This is a genomic window from Larkinella fluvii (genome assembly GCF_051857545.1).
GTDB lineage: Bacteria > Bacteroidota > Bacteroidia > Cytophagales > Spirosomataceae > Larkinella.
The window spans coordinates 290,557-311,114 of sequence record NZ_JBPZHB010000009.1; the positions used below are offsets into that span (position 1 = coordinate 290,557).

Annotated in this window: 23 protein-coding genes; 16 read left to right on the forward strand and 7 right to left on the reverse strand. The window is 52.3% G+C overall.

Annotation, left to right across the window (positions count from 1 at the left end; translation table 11 throughout):
* The 5 genes from ACS5NO_RS24405 to ACS5NO_RS24425 all read left to right on the forward strand — a co-directional run bounded on the left by ACS5NO_RS24405 (window position 1) and on the right by ACS5NO_RS24425 (window position 4,594).
* Complete coding sequence (locus ACS5NO_RS24405; RefSeq protein WP_439417547.1) at window positions 1-1,476, forward strand: sigma-54-dependent transcriptional regulator; 1,476 nt, start codon at window positions 1-3, stop codon at window positions 1,474-1,476.
* Window positions 1,477-1,649: 173 nt separating this feature from the next.
* A complete protein-coding gene (locus ACS5NO_RS24410; RefSeq protein ID WP_439417548.1) occupies window positions 1,650-2,396 on the forward strand; it encodes an NRDE family protein in 747 nt (248 codons plus the stop codon).
* Entirely contained in the window at window positions 2,374-3,492 is a 1,119-nt protein-coding gene (locus ACS5NO_RS24415; RefSeq protein ID WP_439417549.1) for an ATP-grasp domain-containing protein, read from the forward strand. Before ACS5NO_RS24410 ends, ACS5NO_RS24415 begins: the two co-directional genes overlap by 23 nt.
* Complete coding sequence (locus ACS5NO_RS24420) at window positions 3,489-4,112, forward strand: LysE family transporter (protein WP_439417550.1); 624 nt, start codon at window positions 3,489-3,491, stop codon at window positions 4,110-4,112. Before ACS5NO_RS24415 ends, ACS5NO_RS24420 begins: the two co-directional genes overlap by 4 nt.
* Window positions 4,113-4,147: 35 nt before the next feature.
* Window positions 4,148-4,594 (forward strand): YHS domain-containing (seleno)protein, encoded by a 447-nt coding sequence (locus ACS5NO_RS24425; protein ID WP_439417551.1) that lies wholly within the window; start codon window positions 4,148-4,150, stop codon window positions 4,592-4,594.
* A 16-nt stretch (window positions 4,595-4,610) separates the two neighbouring features.
* Here ACS5NO_RS24425 and ACS5NO_RS24430 read toward each other — a convergent pair whose 3' ends face one another.
* Window positions 4,611-4,898 carry a hypothetical protein gene (locus ACS5NO_RS24430; RefSeq protein ID WP_439417552.1) on the reverse strand — a complete coding sequence of 96 codons (288 nt, stop codon included), beginning with the start codon at window positions 4,896-4,898 and terminating at the stop codon, window positions 4,611-4,613.
* A 95-nt stretch (window positions 4,899-4,993) separates the two neighbouring features.
* Window positions 4,994-5,257 (reverse strand): hypothetical protein, encoded by a 264-nt coding sequence (locus ACS5NO_RS24435; RefSeq protein WP_439417553.1) that lies wholly within the window; start codon window positions 5,255-5,257, stop codon window positions 4,994-4,996.
* A 213-nt stretch (window positions 5,258-5,470) separates the two neighbouring features.
* Between ACS5NO_RS24435 and ACS5NO_RS24440 the strand changes: the two genes are divergently transcribed.
* Window positions 5,471-5,680, forward strand: a complete 210-nt coding sequence (locus ACS5NO_RS24440) for a hypothetical protein (protein ID WP_439417554.1) — start codon at window positions 5,471-5,473, stop codon at window positions 5,678-5,680.
* Window positions 5,681-5,741: 61 nt separating this feature from the next.
* Window positions 5,742-6,218, forward strand: coding sequence for an FKBP-type peptidyl-prolyl cis-trans isomerase (locus ACS5NO_RS24445; protein ID WP_439417555.1), 477 nt, complete (start codon window positions 5,742-5,744; stop codon window positions 6,216-6,218).
* A 20-nt stretch (window positions 6,219-6,238) separates the two neighbouring features.
* On the opposite strand, the gene ACS5NO_RS24450 is transcribed toward ACS5NO_RS24445, so the two are convergent.
* Complete coding sequence (locus tag ACS5NO_RS24450; RefSeq protein ID WP_439417556.1) at window positions 6,239-7,267, reverse strand: dienelactone hydrolase family protein; 1,029 nt, start codon at window positions 7,265-7,267, stop codon at window positions 6,239-6,241.
* Window positions 7,268-7,610: 343 nt separating this feature from the next.
* Here ACS5NO_RS24450 and ACS5NO_RS24455 point away from each other — a divergent pair, with 343 nt between their 5' ends.
* The 4 genes from ACS5NO_RS24455 (at window position 7,611) to ACS5NO_RS24470 (ending at window position 10,583) form a co-directional block, all read left to right on the forward strand.
* A complete protein-coding gene (locus ACS5NO_RS24455; protein ID WP_439417557.1) occupies window positions 7,611-8,510 on the forward strand; it encodes a bestrophin family protein in 900 nt (299 codons plus the stop codon).
* 111 nt (window positions 8,511-8,621) lie between these two features.
* Window positions 8,622-9,452: a phosphatase PAP2 family protein gene (locus ACS5NO_RS24460; RefSeq protein ID WP_439417558.1), complete on the forward strand. Its 831-nt coding sequence runs from the start codon at window positions 8,622-8,624 to the stop codon at window positions 9,450-9,452.
* 151 nt (window positions 9,453-9,603) lie between these two features.
* The gene (locus ACS5NO_RS24465; protein ID WP_439417559.1) at window positions 9,604-10,233 is read left to right on the forward strand and encodes a Crp/Fnr family transcriptional regulator; all 630 of its coding nucleotides are present in this window, start codon (window positions 9,604-9,606) and stop codon (window positions 10,231-10,233) included.
* A 170-nt stretch (window positions 10,234-10,403) separates the two neighbouring features.
* Complete coding sequence (locus ACS5NO_RS24470) at window positions 10,404-10,583, forward strand: DUF1059 domain-containing protein (RefSeq protein ID WP_439417560.1); 180 nt, start codon at window positions 10,404-10,406, stop codon at window positions 10,581-10,583.
* Between the two features lie 113 nt (window positions 10,584-10,696).
* Here ACS5NO_RS24470 and ACS5NO_RS24475 read toward each other — a convergent pair whose 3' ends face one another.
* The 3 genes from ACS5NO_RS24475 to ACS5NO_RS24485 are packed head-to-tail and all read right to left on the reverse strand — an operon-like array spanning window position 10,697 to window position 12,680.
* The gene (locus ACS5NO_RS24475; RefSeq protein ID WP_439417561.1) at window positions 10,697-10,975 is read right to left on the reverse strand and encodes a Txe/YoeB family addiction module toxin; all 279 of its coding nucleotides are present in this window, start codon (window positions 10,973-10,975) and stop codon (window positions 10,697-10,699) included.
* Window positions 10,965-11,342 carry a hypothetical protein gene (locus ACS5NO_RS24480; protein WP_439417562.1) on the reverse strand — a complete coding sequence of 126 codons (378 nt, stop codon included), beginning with the start codon at window positions 11,340-11,342 and terminating at the stop codon, window positions 10,965-10,967. The genes ACS5NO_RS24475 and ACS5NO_RS24480 overlap by 11 nt, the downstream gene beginning before the upstream one ends.
* Before the next feature lie 15 nt (window positions 11,343-11,357).
* Window positions 11,358-12,680 (reverse strand): hypothetical protein, encoded by a 1,323-nt coding sequence (locus tag ACS5NO_RS24485; RefSeq protein WP_439417563.1) that lies wholly within the window; start codon window positions 12,678-12,680, stop codon window positions 11,358-11,360.
* Between the two features lie 247 nt (window positions 12,681-12,927).
* Between ACS5NO_RS24485 and ACS5NO_RS24490 the strand changes: the two genes are divergently transcribed.
* From ACS5NO_RS24490 to ACS5NO_RS24505, 4 genes are all read left to right on the forward strand, one after another.
* Window positions 12,928-13,668: a methyltransferase domain-containing protein gene (locus ACS5NO_RS24490; protein ID WP_439417564.1), complete on the forward strand. Its 741-nt coding sequence runs from the start codon at window positions 12,928-12,930 to the stop codon at window positions 13,666-13,668.
* Between the two features lie 102 nt (window positions 13,669-13,770).
* Window positions 13,771-14,466: a ferredoxin reductase domain-containing protein gene (locus ACS5NO_RS24495; protein WP_439417565.1), complete on the forward strand. Its 696-nt coding sequence runs from the start codon at window positions 13,771-13,773 to the stop codon at window positions 14,464-14,466.
* Between the two features lie 61 nt (window positions 14,467-14,527).
* Window positions 14,528-15,340, forward strand: a complete 813-nt coding sequence (locus tag ACS5NO_RS24500) for an AraC family transcriptional regulator (protein WP_439417566.1) — start codon at window positions 14,528-14,530, stop codon at window positions 15,338-15,340.
* A gap of 126 nt (window positions 15,341-15,466) precedes the next feature.
* Entirely contained in the window at window positions 15,467-15,820 is a 354-nt protein-coding gene (locus ACS5NO_RS24505) for a hypothetical protein (RefSeq protein ID WP_439417567.1), read from the forward strand.
* A gap of 65 nt (window positions 15,821-15,885) precedes the next feature.
* Here ACS5NO_RS24505 and ACS5NO_RS24510 read toward each other — a convergent pair whose 3' ends face one another.
* Window positions 15,886-16,941: a dihydrodipicolinate synthase family protein gene (locus ACS5NO_RS24510; RefSeq protein ID WP_439417568.1), complete on the reverse strand. Its 1,056-nt coding sequence runs from the start codon at window positions 16,939-16,941 to the stop codon at window positions 15,886-15,888.
* A 399-nt stretch (window positions 16,942-17,340) separates the two neighbouring features.
* On the opposite strand from ACS5NO_RS24510, the gene ACS5NO_RS24515 reads away from it, so the two are divergent.
* On the forward strand, window positions 17,341-20,532 hold the full coding sequence (locus ACS5NO_RS24515) for a SusC/RagA family TonB-linked outer membrane protein (RefSeq protein ID WP_439417569.1): 3,192 nt from the start codon (window positions 17,341-17,343) through the stop codon (window positions 20,530-20,532).
* The last annotated feature ends 26 nt before the right edge of the window (window positions 20,533-20,558 follow it).

Genomic DNA, 20,558 nt, shown 5'->3' on the forward strand with positions numbered 1-20,558 from the left:
ATGCCCGCCAGTATTCTTGTCGTTGACGATACGCCCCACAACATCAGCATTTTATTCGATGCGCTGACCCATTATGGCTACCGCGTGCTGGCCGAGCGCGACGGAAAAAGCGCCCTCGAACAGGTTCGCCACGCCCGTCCTGATCTGATTCTGCTCGACGTGATGATGCCCGGCCTCAACGGTTTCGAGACCTGCCGCCAGCTCAAAAACAACCCCGCAACTGCCGACATTCCGGTGATTTTTATGACCGCCCTGACCGAGTCCATCGACAAAATCAACGGTTTTAACATGGGCGCGGTGGATTACATCACGAAACCGTTCCAACTGCCCGAAGTTCTGGCACGGGTTCAAACGCACCTGGCGCTGCGGCAAATGCGTCATGATCTGGAGAAGCTCAACGAACAGCTCGAACAGCGGGTTCAGGAACGAACCGAAGCCCTCAGCCGCGCCTTGGCCGAACTGGAAACGCTGAAAGATCAGCTTCAGGCCGAAAATTCTTACCTCCGCGATGAGATCAGCCAGACCAGTGGTTTCAGCGAAATCGTAACCCAAAGTGCACCCTTCTGGCGTGTATTGACCAAAATAGAGCAGGTGGCCCCCACCAACACGACGGTGCTGATTCTGGGCGAATCCGGTACGGGCAAAGAACTGCTGGCGCGGGCCATACACGAACACAGTAGTCGGAAAAACAAACCACTGGTGAAGGTCAACTGCGCAGCTTTGCCGCCTACGCTCATCGAGAGCGAGCTGTTCGGTCACGAAAAAGGAGCCTTTACCGGCGCGACCAGCCAGAAAACCGGGCGATTTGAACTGGCCCAGAACGGCACTATTTTTCTGGATGAAATCGGTGAAATGCCCCTCGACCTGCAATCCAAGTTGCTGCGGGTGTTGCAGGAAGGCGAATTTGAGCGCGTCGGCGGCACCAAAACCCTGCGCGTCAATGTTCGGGTGCTGGCGGCTACGAACCGCGATCTGGAAGTTGAAATCGGAAACGGCCGCTTTCGCGAAGATTTGTATTACCGGCTGAATGTGTTCCCGGTTAAAAGCCTGCCCCTGCGCGAACGAAAAGAAGACATTCCGCTGCTGGTGCGGCACTTTTGCGACAAACACGGCCCCGATCTAAACCGCCGGATCGAGGTCATTCCGACCCGCGTGATCGATATGCTGACGGCCTACAACTGGCCCGGCAACATCCGCGAACTGGAGAACATCATTGAACGCTCATTGATCAGTTCGACCGGCCGACAACTCGAACTCGGCGACTGGACGGGCAACGACTGGCGCGACCGCAAGAATCCGCTGGCCCGTAAAGTAACGCCCCTGACGCTGGAAGAATGCGAACGCAACCACATCATCGCCGTGTTGGAATCCACCCACTGGAAAGTCAGCGGAGATCACGGGGCCGCCCGGATTCTGGATGTCATTCCAACCACGCTCGAATCGAAGATGAAAAAGCTTGGCATTACCCGACCCTGACCCCTTTCACTCATCCTGAAATGTCCTGACATTCCTGAAATACCGTAACCAACGCTGTACTAACCCAGCCACAGAAAACCACCTAACCATTTAACCATCAAACCATTACACAAACCATAAACGACTGGCATACGGCTTGATTACCAGATAGTATCTGTTAATTAAGTTGCGCCATGTGTACCGTTTCTTACCTTCCCCTGGCAAAGGGTGCGTATTTGATCACCGCCAGCCGCGACGAAAAAACCGCCCGGCCTTCCGCGCGTTTTCCCGTCAAAGCGACGCTCAATGGACAAGCGGTTTATTTCCCGCAGGACCCCCAGGGACACGGTTCGTGGATTGCCACGGCCCACGAACCCGGTTTTAAGCCTATCACGGTTTGCCTGCTGAATGGTGCTTTTCAGGCGCATACGGCCCATCCGCCCTACCGCCACAGCCGGGGACTGGTGGTGCTGGAGGTGTTCCGGTATGCCTCTCCGGGCGAATGGCTGGCCGGTTTTGATTTTGAGAACCTCGAACCGTTTACCCTGATTATTCTGCAACCGGGGCAACTTTGGGAGGTTCGCTGGGATGGAAAAACCGCCCACAGCCGCCAGCCTGACCCGGCTCAACCCGCCATCTGGTCGTCTTCGACGCTCTATACGCCCTCCGTGGTTGCCCGTCGCGAAGCCTGGTTTCAGACGTGGCTCCGGCAACAAACGCAGTTTACCGTGGCCGGTATTCGCCAGTTTCACAAGCAGGCCGGCCGGGACGACCCACAGAATGCGGTGTTGATGAACCGGGGAGACGGGATGCAAACCCTCAGCCTGACCACCGTTCGGCACTGCCCGGACCACACCGGGATTTTCTACGAAGACCTGACAACGTCCCGATTCCTGTATCAGCAACTAACGCCATCCCATGAGCTTCGCTACGCCCACTGAACGTCTCCACCCCCCGGTTTCCGCTGCGGTTCCGGGCTGGGCCGACCAGCTCAGCCAACGGCTAGACCGGTTTCTGATTCGGCTCCGGCACTGGGAATACTGGCCTTTTTCCGTGGTCTATTTCCCGGTAATCATCTACTACGGCTGGCTCGCGCTCAAGGCCCGTTCCTGGTTTTTCTTTTCGGCCAGTAACCCCGGCATTGAATCGGGCGGGATGCTGGGCGAATCGAAAATGGACATCCTGAACCGCATCGACGCAGATTACAAACCGAAAACCCTGTTTTTTCACCAACCCACCATCGATGCGGTTCTGGATCAGATGCTGCTAGCCGATTGCTGGTTCCCCATCGTGGCCAAACCCGACCGCGGAGAGCGGGGCTGGCGGGTCGAAAAGCTCCATTCCGTCGCCGAATTGACGGCCTATCTGCATGATAGCCCGGCGAATTTAGCCCTGATTGTGCAGGAATATGTGGATGAACCGCTGGAACTGGGGGTGTTCTATTACCGGATGCCAGACCAGCCGACCGGAACAGTTTCTTCCATCGTGGTCAAGGAGTTTCTGTCGGTGATAGGCGATGGAACGTCTACCCTACTGGAACTACTCCGTCAGAATCCCCGCGCCCGGCTTCAATTGCCGGTGTTGATGGAACGGTATGGCGAACGGTTAACCCATGTGCCGGAACCCGGAGAAACCCCGATGCTGGAGCCCATCGGCAACCACTGCCGGGGTACGAAGTTTCTGGATGGTAATCATCTGATTACGCCGGAACTGGTGGCGGTTTTTGACCGGATCAGTCAATCGGTAGACGGTTTTTACTACGGTCGCTACGACCTCCGCTGCCGCTCAATCGACGACCTCCTCCGGGGACAAACCATCCGGATCATGGAACTCAACGGGGCCGGGGCCGAACCGGCGCATGTTTATCAACCCGGCTCTTCGATCTGGACGGCCTGGCGGGTGTTGCTTGGGCATTGGCAGGTATTATACAGCATCAGCCGGGCCAACCACCAACGCGGTGTTCGGTACCTGACGTTCCGGGAAGCCTGGACCATTTACCAGCGTATTCAGCGGGACAAAACCAACAGACCATCATGATGTTGTTCGCGGGAAATTTTGTGGTGGGCTGGGTGGTCAGTTTTCTGGGGTCTCTGCCGCCGGGTGTTCTCAACCTGACCATCATTCGGGTATCGTTGCGGCAGGGGCTTCGGGCGGCTCTCGAATTTGCTCTGGCCTGCACCCTAATCGAGTTCCTGTATGGCTACATCGCGGTGTGGCTCACGGAACAGATCTCACAATATGCCTTTTTCAAACTCCTCACCGACGGGTTCACCATGCTTCTGCTGTTGATTCTGGGGCTTTACTACCTCCGGAAACAAAGCAACCGACCGACACCCACGGACCGAACATCGACCAGCGCGTTCGGGTTGGGTCTTGGCCTGAGTGTCATCAACGTGGCAGCTTTTCCGTTCTGGCTTTTTTATACAGTATTGCTCACCCAGAAAGGCTGGGTCAGCCTGGCGGCTTCGTCGTCGGTTCTGGTGTATGTGCTGGGGATTGCGCTGGGAACCCTGACCGGTTTGTGGTTTTTTGTGGGCGTAAGCCAGCGTCTGAATGCTTTTCTGGCGACCCATCTTCACCGGTTCGAGCGCGTCATGGGATGGCTGTTTGTGGGCCTGGCCATTGTCCAGGGCCTGGTTCTGGCATCGAACCGATGATTTTTTAACGATTGATCTACTAACCTCAATTCATCATGCAACGCAATTTTGTCCGTTTAACCGTCGTCTTTTTATTCTTTTTCGCTACGGCTTTTGCCCAGAAACCCGTTATCTTTTCAACATCCAACAAAGCCCTGGGTGGCTATGATCCGGTGGCTTATTTTACGGAAGGAAAACCGGTTGTAGGTGCCGATTCGCTGACCTGGACGTGGCAGGGCGCCCACTGGCATTTTGCCAGCGAGAAAAACAAAGCGGCTTTTCAAGCCGAACCCGAACGGTTTGCGCCCCAATACGGCGGGTATTGTGCCTTCGGCATGTCGAAAGGCTACAAAGCCCCCACGCAACCCGATGCCTGGACGATCGTCGATAACAAGCTCTATCTCAATTACAACCAAAAAGTGCGGACGGAATGGGACAATGATCGGCCTGGCTACATTCAGAAAGCGGATATGAATTGGGTTGAGGCAAGAGAGAAAAAATAAGCTCGGGATGAAACGGCTACGCGGTTTCGTCCTGGTATTTTTTTAGCAGATTGTGAAACCATACGCGGTCGTTGTCCACCAGCTTGATATACAGCCGGAGATTTCCGACGGCACTTTCGTACGTAAATTTCCGGCTGGCATCGCCTTTTCGGAGCGCGTATTTCACCATTTTATCAACCACTTTAAAAAACCGGTCTTCATCGTCTCTCGCAAATTTTTCATCCCAGAATAAAACCGTTGGTGAAGCCTCCGACGGCTTAAATGACAACCTGAATTTTGCCAAACCCATTTCTAATGTTTCCATAGCAGTCTACCACTTCGGCGATTTTTTCATCGTTTTCCAGAAGGTAGGCAATTCATTTGGCATAACCTAATAATCAGACTTTTAACGGTTTCGCCCTATTCACACAAAGGGGTTGTCAAGGCTCGTTGATATTCTCTTTCCAGCCCGTGCATGACACTGGTTACCGGTAAACCATCGAAAGCGGTCAGCGGCAGGTCGGTCCGTTTCCCTTCGTCATCTACCAGGAACGCCGAAAGAAGCCTACATCCTGAACCGGCAAAATAATTTAAAACTTCCATCAGGTGTTCCAGCTCATTGGAGTAGAGCCGGCAGGAACGGTTTTTTCCCTGTGAATAGCAAAGCGAAAAGTAAAGCCACATGTGTTGAGCAGAATAAGTAGACAAGCTAACCGGGGTATTATACGTTTGTCGGCCGTAAGATAGTTGAAACTACCGGAACCCGTATCCCATGACCCTTTTTTTGTAAATAGAATGAATCTCCCCAAAAGCCTCCCCTTTCCCATTTCACCTGTATGTGATTGCAATTTCCAAAGAATCGACTATATTTAGAGACGCAAAAAACCTTTTTCGATCATGAAAAAAGCGGCCGGTATTGGGTTAATTCTTCTCTCCTTCTCCTTCGTCTACATGTCGGTTCAGGTTTATACCAACGCAGACGCCATGCGGGTGATCGATGAATACGGCTGGATGGCCGTCGTGGCCAAAATCGGCAGCGTCATTCTGTTTACCTACCTGGCTTTTACGTCGCTGATGAGAGGGATTGCGATGATTCGGGAAGACTAAAATAGCCCGGTCTGTAGGGTATCTTCTGCGAAAGCAGTAGATTGCGGCCTATTTGTTTGCTATGAAACGATACGGATTTATGTTGTTGGCCTGGGCTTTGCTGGCCGGCAGTTGCCAACAGGCCGAACAGGCTCCCTGCGACCCAACCATTCCTACCCTCAAGGCACCCGATTCGGAAATTACCGCCTTGAAAAAGTACATCGACTCCAGTGGCATTTCCGCAGTGGCCGATGGACGGGGTTTTTATTACAGCATCCAATCCCCTGGCAGCGGCACCAAACCCACGCTGTGTTCCGCCGTGACCGTCAATTACGTGGGGAAACTGACCAACGGAACCACTTTTGACAGTGCCAGCAACATCACTTTTGGCTTAAACCAACTCATCGTGGGCTGGCAGGAAGGCATTCCGCTGATTGCCCCCGGTGGCAGCATTACGCTGTATTTACCTCCCAGTTTAGCCTATGGCGCACAGGCGCTGAACGGGATTCCGGCCAATTCAATTCTGGTGTTCACAATCGACCTCATCCAGAGCAATTAAAAAACCTTCGACCGACCCGCTTAGGCACCCTGAAGGTGTTGGGCGAAAACCGCTTTGGCCTTCGCCCACATGGCGTCACTTAACACATGGCCCTGGCCCGGGTCAATGAAGGAAGTAAAATTCCCGGCGGCACCGGCTTTCTGGTAGGCTTGAGTAATGTGGGGAATGGCCTTCCGAACAAAATCGATCGGTGAACCTGAGTCTTCTTCTCCAAAGTTCAGGTGCAGAACCCGGGGCGCAATGAGGGCCGCGATGTCGGGCGTATCGCCATACTGAAGCCAGCCCGGCACGAAGTTCGGAAAGCAATGCAGCAGGTGTTCGTGCTCAATGGCAGCATAGGAAGGCAGACAACAGTTTCCAACGATGCATTTCAGGCGGTTTTCGAGCGGCCCCACCAGCCACGAGTGCGTCGATCCCATCGAGTGACCGTAGCAACCGATCCGGTCGGCGCGTACTTCCGGGCGGCTACACAGGTAATCGACCGCCCGGCGCATTTCCAGCACATTCTTCCAGGCCATACTTCGTCCCCGAACCACCTGGCGCAGAAACTCGAAGCGTTCATAATCGCCTTTTTTCAACTTCCCGGTCGGGTCCTGCCGTTCCTCAAAGCAGAGTGCATCCGGACACAGCACAACGTAGCCTTCGCGCACCAGGGTCACGGCGGTATGGTGCATTGGGTTGCCGGCCAAACCGGCCGGCTCGGATTTACCCAGGTGATACTCGCCATTGTGCTGGTGCCAGACGGCAATGGCCGGGGCCGGTTTTTGAGCCGTCGCCGATTCGGGGATCAGCAACAGGGCCGGAACCCGGTCGTTGGGTTCCACTTCGTAGGTGATCGACTCAATGCGGTAACCGTCTTTCGGCATCGTTTCCCGGAGCTGTGGCAGCAGGGGTGTAGCTTTCGGAAAAGGCCCGCCCAGGCAGGTCAGGTAGTGTTTCCGCAAGGTTTCGGCCGACAAAACCGGGGGGGCGGGTTGCAACCCGTCCGCCATTGGCAAACTTCCGGCACTGGATAGCACGCCCAGTCCGCCCATCAGTTGCGACTTCATAAAATTTCGTCTCGTGTGTTTCATGGTGAGAAAACCGGTTACCACGTCCAGATCTGAAACGAGGTGAATTGCTGAAATTATCACAAAAAGTGACTAGTCGATTCATGGGTGACGTTTTACCGTAAAAAAATATTTTCTCCTTATAAACATTTTTTTCCGGGGCGGGTTTTGTAGTTGTAAATCGCGCCCAAGCGGGGTTGCTGTGAAAAGTGTCTGATTGAAAAAATAACTGTTTCAGTAGCGATATCATAGGGCCAGAAGACTTCCGTCGTCTGGCTTTTTTTTGTACGATCATATTCAAAAAACGCAATCACCAAAACCGTATTCCTTATCTGCCAGAATCATGTTACTTGACAAATCAATTCCGTTCACGTTTTTGTTTCGAAAAATTCGCCGGGAGGCTATGCTGGTGTTTCTGTTTGCCAATGTGGTCGTTTTGGCCAAGTACTTTTTTCACCTTCGGTATTTGACCATTCCCATTGCGATTCCGACTTTGCTGGGCACCTGCATTTCACTGCTTCTGGCTTTTCGCACCAATCAGGCTTACGACCGCTGGTGGGAAGCCCGGATTATCTGGGGAGCCATCGTCAACGACAGCCGCAGTCTGATCCGGCAGCTTCAGATGTTTCTGCCCATGACAGCCAACCAGCAAATGATTATTCATGCCTTTGTGCAGCGGCAATGCGCCTGGTGTTTTGTGCTGGGCGATTCGCTGCGGGGTCATGAAGTTGAACGGCGATTACAGGAATTTCTGACCCCGGCCACCGTCGAGGCCATTCTGGCAACCGACAACCGACCCAATGCGCTGATGCTCGAACACGGTTTAGCCGTTGGTCAGCTTTATCGAACCGGGCAACTAACGGATTATCAAATGGTGCAAATCAGCACCACGCTGAACACCCTGACCGACTCGATGGGGCGCTGCGAACGGATCAAAAACACGCCTTTTCCCCGTACTTATACCTTCAACATGCGGGTGTTCATCTATCTTTTTGCTGCCATTCTGCCGTTCTGTTTCGAAGCGGATCTGTATTACCTGGATGTGCCGCTGGTGACAGTGATTTCCTGCGCTTTTCTGTTGCTCGACAAAAGTGCCGTTCAGCTTCAGGACCCGTTTGAAAACCAGCCAACCGACACCCCCGTGACGTCGATTGCGCGCACCATCGAGATCAACCTCAAAACCATGACGGATTACAAAGAAATACCGCCCAAGCTGCTGCCGTACGATTATTACACCATGTAACTTCTTCAGTTGGCCGACAGCTTATCTGCTCAATTCAAACACGGACAAAATCCTGGCCATACCGTCAATACGTCTAAAATTTGGTATACTTGTTGTTCTGCCTGCCAAACTATGAAAGTATACCTGTCCATCCTTGTGCTGTGGATCCAGTGTTCGCCGGTTTTCGGGCAGTTGGATTCTGCCAGCCGCTCGCCATACCGGGTATACCGGGCCTACGAACTACCGGCTTCACTGGCGATGCTGGGTGCTTCGTTTTTTGGGTACCGGCAACTCGACCGCTACGCCAGTTTCAACGCCGGCGACATTGCCCAACTCGACCCGACCCGCATCAATGCCTTCGACCGGCCCGTCGCCTATTTCGACCCCGCCCGGTTTGAAGCGGCCCAGCAACGATCCGACCGGTTTCTGAATCTGTCGATTGCCAGCCCGCTGCTGTTGATGTTGAGCAACCGAATTCGGCACAAAGGGCTGGATGTGTTGACCTTGTATACGACGGCACATGCGGTCAATAACCTGCTCTATTTCGCCACGACTTTCTCGATCCGGCGGGCCCGGCCACTAACCTATAATCCGGCGATTCCAGTCTCGGAAAAAATCGGGAACGCCAAAAGCAATTCGTTCTACAGCGGACATGTCTCTTTCAGCACCACGGCCACGTTTTTTGGAGCCAAAATTCTGACGGATTTTTACCGCATCAGGGGCTGGAAACGGGTAGTGGTGTTTTCGGGGGCCGCCATCCCACCGATTCTGGTCGGGTTCAACCGGATGAACGCCGGTAAACATTTTCGGACGGATGTGCTGACGGGTTTTCTCGTTGGTGCCGCCTGCGGAATCGGGATTCCTGAGATTCATCGCATCCGCCGAAAAACCGGCCCACTCAGCCTGCAGCCGACGTTCACCTTTACCGGCCAGCGGGGAATCGCGTTTACATACCGGTTTTGAACGGCTAACAAAGTCCCCCTGACAGGCGACTTATTGATGCCCGATTATCCCGCGAATCACCGCTAAGATTCGGGCAGATTGTTATCTTTGGTAACCGGGCTTTCCGGGCGAATCCGAAACCATCTGTCCTCATCCTAATCGATCCAATTGCATGGAAGAAAGCGAAATCCTAGCCAAACTGCCACGGTTTTTTACGGAGTCGGCGCTTCGTCAGGAAATGCTGACCCACGGAAAATTCATCACAGTCAACAAAGATGATACCCTGGTTCGGGAGGGGCAATACCTGGATTTTCTGCCCATTGTCATCAAAGGCGAAATTCGGGTTTTCCAGCAAAAAGAAGACCGTGAAATTCTGCTCTACTACGTTCGGGAAGGCCAGACGTGCATGATGTCGCTTTCCGCTGCCTATTTCAATCACACCAGCACGTCGTATGGGGTGGCCACCAAACCGTCCGAAATCTTCGTTTTTCCGACCCGGCTTGTCAACGAATGGCAATTGAAATACTCTTCCTGGAACGCCTACCTGATCCAGACCTTTCGCAGTCGCTACGATGAGTTGCTGGGATCGTTTGAAAGCGTCGCCTTTGATCCGATCGACAAACGGGTCCTCTCCTATCTGACCGACCGGGCTAAAAAAGAGAACACCACCCAAATTGCCATTTCCCACCAGAATCTGGCCTACGAACTCGGCACAACGCGGGTGGTTATTTCCCGCATCCTGAAAGGATTTGAACAGCAGGGCAAAGTCAAATTGTTCAGGGGTTCCATTCAGCTAAAATAATTGAGGGCTTGTGTATCTTTTGATACCGTTTTTTGGCGGTATCCGGATCTACTTTTGTCCTGACCAATCCTCAAACCGGATGAAAACGTATTGGATCCACATCATTTTTCTCCTGTCCTTTTCCGTTATGCAAGCGCAATCGTATTAACCATTCCAAACTCCATAAAACCATGAAAACGCTCCATTGCCGGGACGTCGGCTTCGATTGTGAAGGCATTATCAAAGGCACCACTGACGAAGAAGTATTGCAACAGGCGGCTGAACACGCCTTTACGGTTCACGGCATGACGGTTACGCCGGAATTGGCCGAACAGGTCAAAACGTTGATCAAAGAAGAAGCCGCGCAGTAAGATACCGATTGGATCAATTGATCATCATCTTTTTGGTCAATTGATCCGATCACTAAAAGTTCGCAAAATCAGGTGCTGACCAAGGGAATAAACTGAGGTCACCCGGACTGGAGTTATTCATAATGCCCGTGACACGAATAAATCAAGATGACGGTAGGCTCTACTTTATATACGAGCCGATGCTCATCGGTAATCCTGCGCGACCAATAGCCTTTTAGGTTGTTTTTTAATCCTTCAGGCTTCCCCTTCCCTTCATATGGGTTTCGGCAGCATTCTGCGATTAGTTCAACGAGCTTTTTGGCTATTTTAGGATTCGTAGCAATCCAGGTGTGAAGTTCTTCCAGTGCACGCGCCGAAAAATTGGCTTCACGCTTGCCAACTTCAAATGGCATTGACTAATTCTTGAAGTTGCTCAACGGACATGCGCGTACCACGGCCTTCCCGAAAATCCTGATTTCCCTCTTCGATCTTTTGCTCAAGAGTGCCTGCCGGTTCGGTCAGAGTCTTTGTGGTGATGGTTGCTCCAACGGCTTTTGCCAAACGTTTAAAGGCATCCAGATGACGACCGTCTGTTTTGATATGAATACTGAAAGTTTCCATGCCTCCTTTGAGTACGTTTAATACCCTGGCCGATCCCAGGCCGCAATCGTTTTTTGTCCAATTGACGACATACAAATAACGGGAAATTTTGGCAAAAAATTGGTATTCAACGACAAAATAACCGAGTGATTGTCCTTCAATTAACCTGAAAGGTATCAAATCATTCCCGTTTTTTCATTCCGTCAATGGCAGGGAAAACGTAGCGCTGAAACGGGCGATGTCGTGAATGCGGGGGTAATCCGGGGTCGGCTGATTGTGATACACCAGACTGCCACTAATGGATCCTTCCAGCAATTTGTTCTTCCGGTCAATATTGGTGATAATCACCTTGCCATTGGCGTATTGCTTGCTATCGTCGGTCTCCACCCAACTGTGCACATACCCCGTGTGTTTCTGCGAAGGAAAAATACCTGATACTTCGACTTGTTCACCGAAAGGAAACCCGCCAACCGTTGGTTTTTTCACCGATACGGTAATGTTATGCTGTTTGTCATTCGGCGAATCCTGTTCGTGAATGATGAACTGAAGCCACGTCCCCACCTGCGGACTGTTCAGCAGGCTGGCTCCTCCGTAAATTTTCTTAAACTCACGGCCCTCTACCTGGAACGTGATCGGTGGTTTTATGAAAATGTTCGACGTCAGCATAAAAAGTCCTGTTCCCGGCAACTGCAATTCCAGGGTCAGCGCAACGGGGTTGCGGGCAGGCTGCTTGTCGGGAGAGGTGTACTCAATCACGGTTTTATCTGCCCCCGGCAGCATCTGAAAGCGACCCGCATCGCCCCCCGACTTTTGCCCGTTGAGGGTAATCGATTTAATCACAGATGGCTTTGCCGACAGAATCCAGCCCAGCGGAGCCAGAAGGTCTTTGCCATCCGCGTCAAACTTCGGGAAGCCGCCCGGATAATCGGTGTATTGGACCTCAAAGTTGTTTTTGGTATTGATTAGCATGGTATCGGCGGGCGGGATAAGTTGGTATTGTGTCACCAGCGACCACCAGCTAAAATGCCGGATTTGGGTCGTAATCGTCCGGTTGGCCGTATCCTGCCGGGCGCCCTGCGTGAGTACCCAGCTTCGGTCGGGTTGCTGGACGGCGATGGCGACCGGCCCAACCCCGTTGAACTCGCCGGGTTGGTAGTGGTAGGTCCAGGAAGCCGGTTTTGCAAAGCGGGTGCCTTCGGGGCCAAAATGGTAGCCCCGCCCCACGCCGTTGGGCGCCGTGTTTTCGACCGGTTCTACGGTCAGTGCGGTTTCGGCGGAGAGTGCCCCGGCGGGTATGGCCAGCGTCAGCCGACCGTCGGTGGAGGTGAGTGTTCCGCCGGCGGGGCCGATGGTTTTGGTGGCCAGCGGCCCAATCGACTGGCCCACTTCGGTGATGGCGGGCGGTCCGCTGGCTTGCTCCGGCTCCTGCCCGGCGGGTTTGCAGGCTCCGAACCACAGGACAAAACACAAAAAGAGCGGGCGAGCCCCGATCAGGGACAATGGGCGAAAAGAAAGCATGGCGGGCAAAAAAGATAGACGTTTCCTCAAATTTCCGTCGCTCCCCTCTACCCGGCAAGGTTCGTTATTTGAACCGGTGGTTTTGCTATTTAAAAATTTCCGGTGCGGAATGGCGCAACGCCTTTGGGTCGTAGCACTGCCGGTTTCGAAGTTAACCGGCAGAAATCAAATTAATTTTTGAGTAGAAACAGATAAGTAAATATGATACATTTGTCCTGCCATTTTCGATTCCATAGCCTTCCTTCTCATGACCATTGCGCGTGCCGAACTTGTCCGGCAAATTCATTCGGCCTATCCTGGTGATGGGTATACCCTTTATCATGCACATCGATACGCAACGACACTGGAATTACTAAACCGGTTTTCAGCCCCTGACACGCCCCTGCTCGACATCGGCGTTTCCCGCCTGACAGACATTTTGAAAACCCGCTTTAAACGCCCCATCCATACACTGGGATTTGAAAAAGAGGGACCAACCCCCTACGGACACCATTATTTTTATAACCTCAACGACTGCCAGTTTCCAGACCGCTACCGAACCGATTTGCCCCAATACGGAGCGATCGTGATGGCCGAAGTGATTGAGCACCTATACACCTCACCGTTATTGGTATACCCATTTTTAAAATCGGTGTTGCAAAAAGACGGTATTTTCATTGTCCAGACTCCGAATGCGGTAGCCCTCCACAAAAGGGTAAAGATGATTTTGGGCCAGAATCCGTATGAACTAATCCGAACGCAACACGACAACCCCGGTCATTTTCGGGAGTATACGGCTGAAGAGTTATGCCGGTATGGGCAACAGGCAGGATTGACTCCTATACACGTTTCATTCAACAATTACTTTGATTACCAATACCGACCGATCAATGGAGAGCATCCCCCTTTTCCGCAAAAAAAGTGGCGCTATCTGAACCGTTTCTTCAGCCTGATGCCCACCGGACTCCGACCCGGCCTGACGGTCGTGTATCAAAACAAGAAAGGTTGAACGAATTCCAAAATTGCCGCCATTCGTCCACCTATTCAGGCCATTTGTTGGACAAAAGCCCTGTTGCTTTGCGATACTTTTGCCAAAACAAATAGATTATTGATGGCAAATGTTCTCAAAAAAGCCGTATCGCAGCTAATTGATAAACTTTCAACGCCTTCACACGTCGTGGCCATCCGGGCCTGGCAACCGGCAACGCTGTATGAAGTCGACGTTCACCTTCCCACCACTGCGATGGAAAAATGGACCACCATCCAACGCTTGAAATGCAAAGTCGCGGAGTTTGAATACCGGGATTATACCCCGGCCACCTGGAACGCAGAAAAGAGAATTTGCACCCTCTATATCCAGGCCGGACACGACGGAGCCGGAAGCCGCTGGGTTCAGCGCCTAAAGAAGGGCGACAAGATTCCCTTGGGCGTTGCCCATGCAGCCCAGGTGCCGACGAAAGAAGGGAGAATCCTGTGCCTAGGCGACGGCACTGCAATCGGGCATTTTTTGGGAATGAAGCAGTTAACCGACCGGAAGCGGTTTCCGATGGAGGTCTTGATTATACTGCCTGAAATTTACCAGCTACCATGCTCCCTGATAGCGAATAATCCCGAATTTGAATTTATCTTCAACCCGCACGGAAACAGCCTTGAAACCCTGGAACAATGGGTGCTATCAAAAGAGTTGAGCGCGTATACCTCGGTTTATCTGGCAGGCCATACGCCCTTGGTGAAAAGCTTGCGGAAAAAGCTGAAGGCAATACCGGACGTCCGGGCGACATTCCAGGCCCACGGGTTCTGGTCATAAAAAAAGCAGCATGGCGACCCACGATATTCCCCTCTTTCATTTGGAAAAAAATCCGTTCGAAATGGGAATTTTATCCCTTTCGGATCAAGCCACCCTGGAACTTGTCAATGAAAAAGTCAGGATTCCCCACCGCCACGACCATTATTGCTTCTTTTTTATGGAAAGTGGTTGCCTGAATTTTAGTGTCGATTTCCAGAATATAGACATCCAGCCTTCCTCCCTTTTAATAACCCGTCCCGGACAAATTCACGAACTCGGTTTTGCCAAAGATCCTGCCGGGTGGCTACTGGCTTTTGATGCACACTTTATCGACGAAAAGGCCCGCAGCGTTATCGATCAGTCCTTTTTGAAGGTCATTTTACTCCAACTAGACGAAGCTGAAAAAACAGGGGTATGCACCCTTTTCAACCTGATTTATTCGACCGAAAACGAGAAATCAACGGCAAATTTTCATCACCAGCTTCTCCAAACGTTGATCAATGCCCTTTTTTACAAAACCGTACTGATTTTTCAGGCGCAGGAGGATCAACGCATTCAGAACCATTCGTCCCGGAGTCTGGAGATTACCAGGCGGTTTCATCAGTTGGTGAAGGACCATTTTCTCCTCCTGAAAAAACCCGCTGATTATGCTTCAAAACTCAATATAACCGTCAGTTACCTCAACGATACCGTCAAGGCGGTCACCGGTTTTTCGTCAACCTACCTCATCCAGCTTGAAATTTTTCGGGAAGCCCAGCGATTCCTGGTCTATACCACCAAAAGCGTTAAGGAAATTGCGTTTCAGTTGGGCTACGAAGATGAGAAATACTTCATCCGGTTGTTCAGTAAAACGATTGGGACATCGCCGGCTAGTTTTAGAAAAAAGTATCGATGACGGTTACTGTTCTTTTTTTTCAGATAAGGCAACGGGGAGTCGAAGCCTATGCAAAAGATGGGTATCTTGGACGCCTGTTTCTCCCATAAACCGGGAAACAGGAACCGCCTTTTATTACCCCTAAGCATGGAATCTACTTTCGATACGCACTGGGCCGACGAGGCCCGGCTTACATTCAATCAACTTCCAACGGAGGTACAGAACGCTTTTTTGCGGCAACTGCCGAACCTGGTGGCCAGCTATGCCAGCCTCTACGCCCAACGCCCGGAAGACTCAAAAGTAGTCGGGACCATTTCTCACATGCAGGCCCCGGACTGGAATTTATGGCTGCGAATGGGTACGGAATATGCGGAAGCCGAAACCGGGCCGATCCTGTTTGTCAACGAGTTTTCGTCATTGTCTCCGGAAGACTTTGAGCAATCGGTAGTCGCAGCCCGGCAGTCGGGCGACCGGGTCAATGAAGACGGGAACGCGGATTGAACGGATTTTTATCTGCGACAATCCGCCCGATCCATCCGCGTTCCCATCCAATCGCATGTTGACTTTTACCCGTTGATTTCCAGCCGCTCGCACCAGCCGAGAAACGTCGTGTAGGTATCATCCAGAATTTTTATCTGCTCCGCCGGAATGGATTGGGCCTTGGCCCGGCACACCAGTTCCAGAGGCACTCCTCTTTTTTTCAAAAAATACTTGGAACTGAGCGGATAAAATTTCGAGATAATGGGTTCGGTTCGGGTAATTTCGGACTGAATCCAGTCGAGATCCGCCTTTTTCGAGGGATCGTTGGCATTCCGGCACAACCAGCTATGGATTTCGGGGTAAAAATTACCGGAGATCGGCGACATACCCCGCGCTCCTTTTTGCAGCGATGCCACGGCGGTAGCGGTATGCGCATTGTAGAATTCCAGTTGGGAACCTTTGGCGATTTCCAGTTTGGTTTCGATGTTTTTCAGGTCTTCGGAGGTGTCTTTGTGGTAGATCATCCGCTTGTTGGCAACCAGCGATTTGAACACACCGGGCGAAAGCAGCCGCTTGTAGGGGTTCGGACATTCATACGTCCCGACCTTCATAGTACCAGTTTGCGAAAGAAACTTTTCAACATTCTCCGTCAAAACCGCATCACTTTCCTCCTTGTCCGCAAAATGGCCCGAAATCAGAATCACCCCATCCACACCGGTATCGTGAATTTTCCGGGCAAAGTCGGCTTTTGCGTTCAGCGTATCCCCGAATGAACCCGTCGACACCACCGGGACTTTTCCGTTCACCCGCTTCACCACGTGCCGGGTCAGCGCAATCCGTTCCTGGTTGGTCAGAAAGTACATTTCACTGCTCAGGCAATTGGCAAAAAAACCTTTGGCTCCGGCCTTCAGGTAAAAGTCGATCAGCCGGGAAAGCCGGTCATAATCAATGGCGGAATTGGAGTCGAAAGGGGTGATCATCACCGGAACAAACTTTTTTTCGTCCCGCCCGAATCCGCTGGCTACGGTTTTTGCCTGGGTCGTTGCGGGCAGAAGCGTCTGGGCACCGGCGAGAACAGCCACAGCGGCCGGGGTCATTTTTTCCAGAAATTCCCGTCGGGAAAAGGGAGTAAGTGGTTTCATTGATCATCAGGGTTTAGATTGGGATGGGAACGCTGATTGGACGGATTGAAACGGATTAGAACGGATTTTTATCTGTGTGAATCCGTTCGATCCGTCCAATCAGTGTTCCCTGGCCTAAACAGTAATACTCCGAATTATCGCAATCGGTACTCTCGATCCGTCCTCTTTTTTTTCAAGTCCTTCCTGAAACGCCTTCCGGGCCGGAAATAGGCGGATTTTGAGAGTAAATATTTCTTACCGAAGTACCCGCACAGCCATTTTGCAATTTATTTTTTAAAAATAGAAATAATCGTAGTACACTATTGGCATAGGAACGTATATGTAATGATTAAACCGACGCATCCCATCTCTATGACGTCCCTGTAACGATTCCTGAATATTCCAAACCCAATTTTTTGCATGAAAGGATTAGTTTTACCAGACACTGGTACACCCTTCGCATGGTTCAGCAAGCGGTGTACCCTGCTCACCGCTATGGCCATTGTGGCGACCACGGCCCATTCGGCGCCGGTTCTGCGGCCGGCAACACCGGAACGAAAAACCGCAACGATCGAGCGGACCCGGTCGCTGCCCAAACCGGTTGAAATCATCAAAGGGAAAGTCACCGACGAAAAAGGCGATGCACTGCCCGGCGTCAGCATTTTGCTGAAAGGCACCCAGAAAGGAACCACCACCGACGCGGGGGGCAACTTTTCGATCGATGTGCCTTCGATGAATTCGGTGCTTGTTTTTTCTTTTGTGGGGTATACGGCGCAGGAAGTTCCGATAGCCAACCGCACGACCTTGGAAATCAGGCTTCTGGCCGAAAGTAAGGCACTGGACGAAGTGGTAGTGACCGCCCTTGGGATTCGCAAGGAGACCAAATCGCTCGGCTATTCGGTCACCAAAGTCGATGGCGAAAGTTTTACCAAAACCCGGGAAACCAACTTTGCCAATTCATTGAACGGCAAAGTAGCGGGGGTCAACATCAGTCCGGCAGCAACGGGACCAGCCGGTTCCAGCCGCGTGACCATTCGCGGAAACACCTCGATTTCGGGCAACAACCAGCCGCTGTACATCATCAACGGGCTGCCGATGGACAACACCCAGTTCGGTGGACCGAAAAACGACAACCCGGACTTCGGCGATAACATTTCCAGCATCAACCCCGACGATGTCGAAGACATTACGGTTTTGAAAGGCGCTACGGCAGCGGCCCTGTACGGTTCCAGAGCCAAAAACGGGGCCATCGTCATCACGACCAAGTCGGGCAAGGGCAACAAGGGACTCGGCGTTGAATTCAATACCAACAACACCTTCGAGGTGCCCTTTTTTCTCTGGGAACTGCAAAAACAGTACGGCCAGGGCTACGGCGGTGTAAAACCGGCCAGCCAGCAGGATGCCGCTAACCACGGGCAAAACCACTGGGGCGCGTTGTATGACGGCTCCGAAACGATTCAACTGGATGGAATAAAGCGGCCCTATTCGTACGTAAAAGATCAGGTATTGGAGGATTTCTACGGCGTAGGCCACACCAACACCAACAACATCTCGTTTTCGGGCGGTGGCGACAAAGGCAGTTTCCGGCTGGGGATCACCGACATGCGGAACAAGGGCATCATTCCTAATGCCAGTATGCGACGGAACAACATCAGCCTGGGGCTCAATCAGAACATTTCCAAAAATCTGAACCTGGCGGCCAATGTCGATTACATCAACGAGCGCGTCGACAACCGCTACGTGTTTACGGGCAACTCGGGAAACAGTGCCGGAACAATCCTGTATGTCAACAGCAACATGCCGACCAGCGCCCTGTCGCCGGGCTACGATGACAATTACAAGGAAAAGGTTCTGGGAACGGATTTGAACGCGACCAACCCGTATTACACCCTCAACCGGATTAAAAACCAGACCAACAAAGACCGGTTTATTTCGACCGTGAATCTGCGATACAACATAGCTGACTGGCTTTTTATTCAGGGAAAAGTCGGACAGGATTACTACGGTTTTATGACCAACAAAATTGTTCCCGAAGGAACGGGCTACCGGCCGGCGGGTCAGATCGACCAGTCGCAGCAGACGTTCTGGGAGCGGAACTTTGAAGGGCTGATCGGTTTGAACCGGAGCCTGAACAAGGATTTCGACCTGTCGGTGAATCTGGGTGGTAACCTCATGGCGCAGCACCGGTATACGACGACAATTCTCGGCTCCGGTTTCGTAGTTCCCCAATTGCACGTGATCAACAATACCGCCAACCGGAACACCACGACGGCGACGTACGACAAAAAGATCAACTCGGTTTTTGCCACGGCAGAACTCAGCTACCGCAACTACCTGTATCTGAACCTCACGGGCCGGAATGACTGGTTTTCAACCCTGAACCCCAAGTCGAACAACTTCTTCTACCCGTCGGCGGGGGTGAGTTTCGTGTTCTCGCAGGCGTTTGACATGCCCCGGGCCATCAGCTTCGGCAAGCTGCGGGTTGCCTATGCGGCCGTGGGCGGTGATACCGACCCCTATCTGCTCAACCTGACCTACGGCCTGCTTCCCTACAACTACGACGGCCGTTCGCTCGGAACCATCAACCAGTTTACCGTACCCAACAGCAGCCTGCGGCCGCTGAGTGTCAACGAGTTTGAAGCGGGTCTGGATTTGCGGTTATTCAACAACAAGCTCGGCTTCGACCTGGCCGTTTACAACAAGCTGACCACCAACGACATCGCCGTCGAGAGTATTTCCTCGACCACCGGGTATTCCGGGGTATCGGTCAACGTCGGCGAAATCCGCAACCGGGGGGTTGAACTGCTGATTACGGCCAAACCGGTCACGACCAGCAACTTCCGCTGGGATGTTTCGTTTAACCTGGCCTACAACAAAAGCAAGGTGCTGAAGATTTCGAACACGTCCAAAGAGCTGATTCTGGCGACGTCTACGAAAGCGTTTATCAAGCATGTCGAAGGGGAAGAATATTCGCAGATTGTGGGTCGCACGATCAAACGGGATGCGCAGGGTCGGGATGTGATCGACGCCACCGGATTGCCGATCGTCCCTGCCAACGTGGTAGCGTTCGGGTCCGGGATCAACAAATACACGACCGGGATTATCAACAATTTTGCGTACAAAAACTTCACGCTGTCGGCGCAGGTGGACGGCAAATTTGGCGGCAAGATTTACTCCGAAACCAACTACAGTCTCGACCACCGCGGCATGTCTTTGCAATCGCTGTTGGGAAGAGCATCAGGAGCGGTTCTGCCGGGTGTGACCGAAAGCGGTGAGGAGAATAAATTTCTGGTGACGGCGGACCGCGTGAATAACCGGGCCATTACGGTCCGGCGACGGGATGCACTGGACGACTACATCTACGACGCCAGTTTTATCAAGCTACGGTATGTATCGCTCACCTACGCCTTGCCGAAATCCCTCTACGAAAAAATCGGGTTTGTCAAGGGTGCCAGTGTCTCGCTGGTGGGCCGGAACCTGAGCATTCTGATGAAACACACCCCCGGACTCGATCCCGAAACGAATCTTTCGGCTGGCAACGATCAGGGGATCGAATCAACTCCTTTGCCCCCAACCCGGAGCTACGGGTTCAATGTGAATTTGAAATTCTAGTTTCGTACCGGTTATCCTAAATTGAC

What these genes read in the sequence shown, in the direction of transcription:
- ACS5NO_RS24440 (WP_439417554.1), top strand. Translation starts at nt 5,471, where the DNA reads ATGAAAAAAGCGGCCGGTATTGGGTTAATTCTTCTCTCCTTCTCCTTC.
- ACS5NO_RS24430 (WP_439417552.1), bottom strand. Translation starts at nt 4,898, where the DNA reads ATGGAAACATTAGAAATGGGTTTGGCAAAATTCAGGTTGTCATTTAAG.
- ACS5NO_RS24410 (WP_439417548.1), top strand. Translation starts at nt 1,650, where the DNA reads ATGTGTACCGTTTCTTACCTTCCCCTGGCAAAGGGTGCGTATTTGATC.
- ACS5NO_RS24455 (WP_439417557.1), top strand. Translation starts at nt 7,611, where the DNA reads ATGTTACTTGACAAATCAATTCCGTTCACGTTTTTGTTTCGAAAAATT.
- ACS5NO_RS24495 (WP_439417565.1), top strand. Translation starts at nt 13,771, where the DNA reads ATGGCAAATGTTCTCAAAAAAGCCGTATCGCAGCTAATTGATAAACTT.
- ACS5NO_RS24470 (WP_439417560.1), top strand. Translation starts at nt 10,404, where the DNA reads ATGAAAACGCTCCATTGCCGGGACGTCGGCTTCGATTGTGAAGGCATT.
- ACS5NO_RS24515 (WP_439417569.1), top strand. Translation starts at nt 17,341, where the DNA reads ATGAAAGGATTAGTTTTACCAGACACTGGTACACCCTTCGCATGGTTC.
- ACS5NO_RS24505 (WP_439417567.1), top strand. Translation starts at nt 15,467, where the DNA reads ATGGAATCTACTTTCGATACGCACTGGGCCGACGAGGCCCGGCTTACA.
- ACS5NO_RS24490 (WP_439417564.1), top strand. Translation starts at nt 12,928, where the DNA reads ATGACCATTGCGCGTGCCGAACTTGTCCGGCAAATTCATTCGGCCTAT.
- ACS5NO_RS24415 (WP_439417549.1), top strand. Translation starts at nt 2,374, where the DNA reads ATGAGCTTCGCTACGCCCACTGAACGTCTCCACCCCCCGGTTTCCGCT.
- ACS5NO_RS24485 (WP_439417563.1), bottom strand. Translation starts at nt 12,680, where the DNA reads ATGCTTTCTTTTCGCCCATTGTCCCTGATCGGGGCTCGCCCGCTCTTT.
- ACS5NO_RS24510 (WP_439417568.1), bottom strand. Translation starts at nt 16,941, where the DNA reads ATGAAACCACTTACTCCCTTTTCCCGACGGGAATTTCTGGAAAAAATG.
- ACS5NO_RS24450 (WP_439417556.1), bottom strand. Translation starts at nt 7,267, where the DNA reads ATGAAGTCGCAACTGATGGGCGGACTGGGCGTGCTATCCAGTGCCGGA.
- ACS5NO_RS24475 (WP_439417561.1), bottom strand. Translation starts at nt 10,975, where the DNA reads ATGCCATTTGAAGTTGGCAAGCGTGAAGCCAATTTTTCGGCGCGTGCA.
- ACS5NO_RS24435 (WP_439417553.1), bottom strand. Translation starts at nt 5,257, where the DNA reads ATGTGGCTTTACTTTTCGCTTTGCTATTCACAGGGAAAAAACCGTTCC.
- ACS5NO_RS24465 (WP_439417559.1), top strand. Translation starts at nt 9,604, where the DNA reads ATGGAAGAAAGCGAAATCCTAGCCAAACTGCCACGGTTTTTTACGGAG.
- ACS5NO_RS24405 (WP_439417547.1), top strand. Translation starts at nt 1, where the DNA reads ATGCCCGCCAGTATTCTTGTCGTTGACGATACGCCCCACAACATCAGC.
- ACS5NO_RS24500 (WP_439417566.1), top strand. Translation starts at nt 14,528, where the DNA reads ATGGGAATTTTATCCCTTTCGGATCAAGCCACCCTGGAACTTGTCAAT.
- ACS5NO_RS24445 (WP_439417555.1), top strand. Translation starts at nt 5,742, where the DNA reads ATGAAACGATACGGATTTATGTTGTTGGCCTGGGCTTTGCTGGCCGGC.
- ACS5NO_RS24425 (WP_439417551.1), top strand. Translation starts at nt 4,148, where the DNA reads ATGCAACGCAATTTTGTCCGTTTAACCGTCGTCTTTTTATTCTTTTTC.
- ACS5NO_RS24460 (WP_439417558.1), top strand. Translation starts at nt 8,622, where the DNA reads ATGAAAGTATACCTGTCCATCCTTGTGCTGTGGATCCAGTGTTCGCCG.
- ACS5NO_RS24420 (WP_439417550.1), top strand. Translation starts at nt 3,489, where the DNA reads ATGATGTTGTTCGCGGGAAATTTTGTGGTGGGCTGGGTGGTCAGTTTT.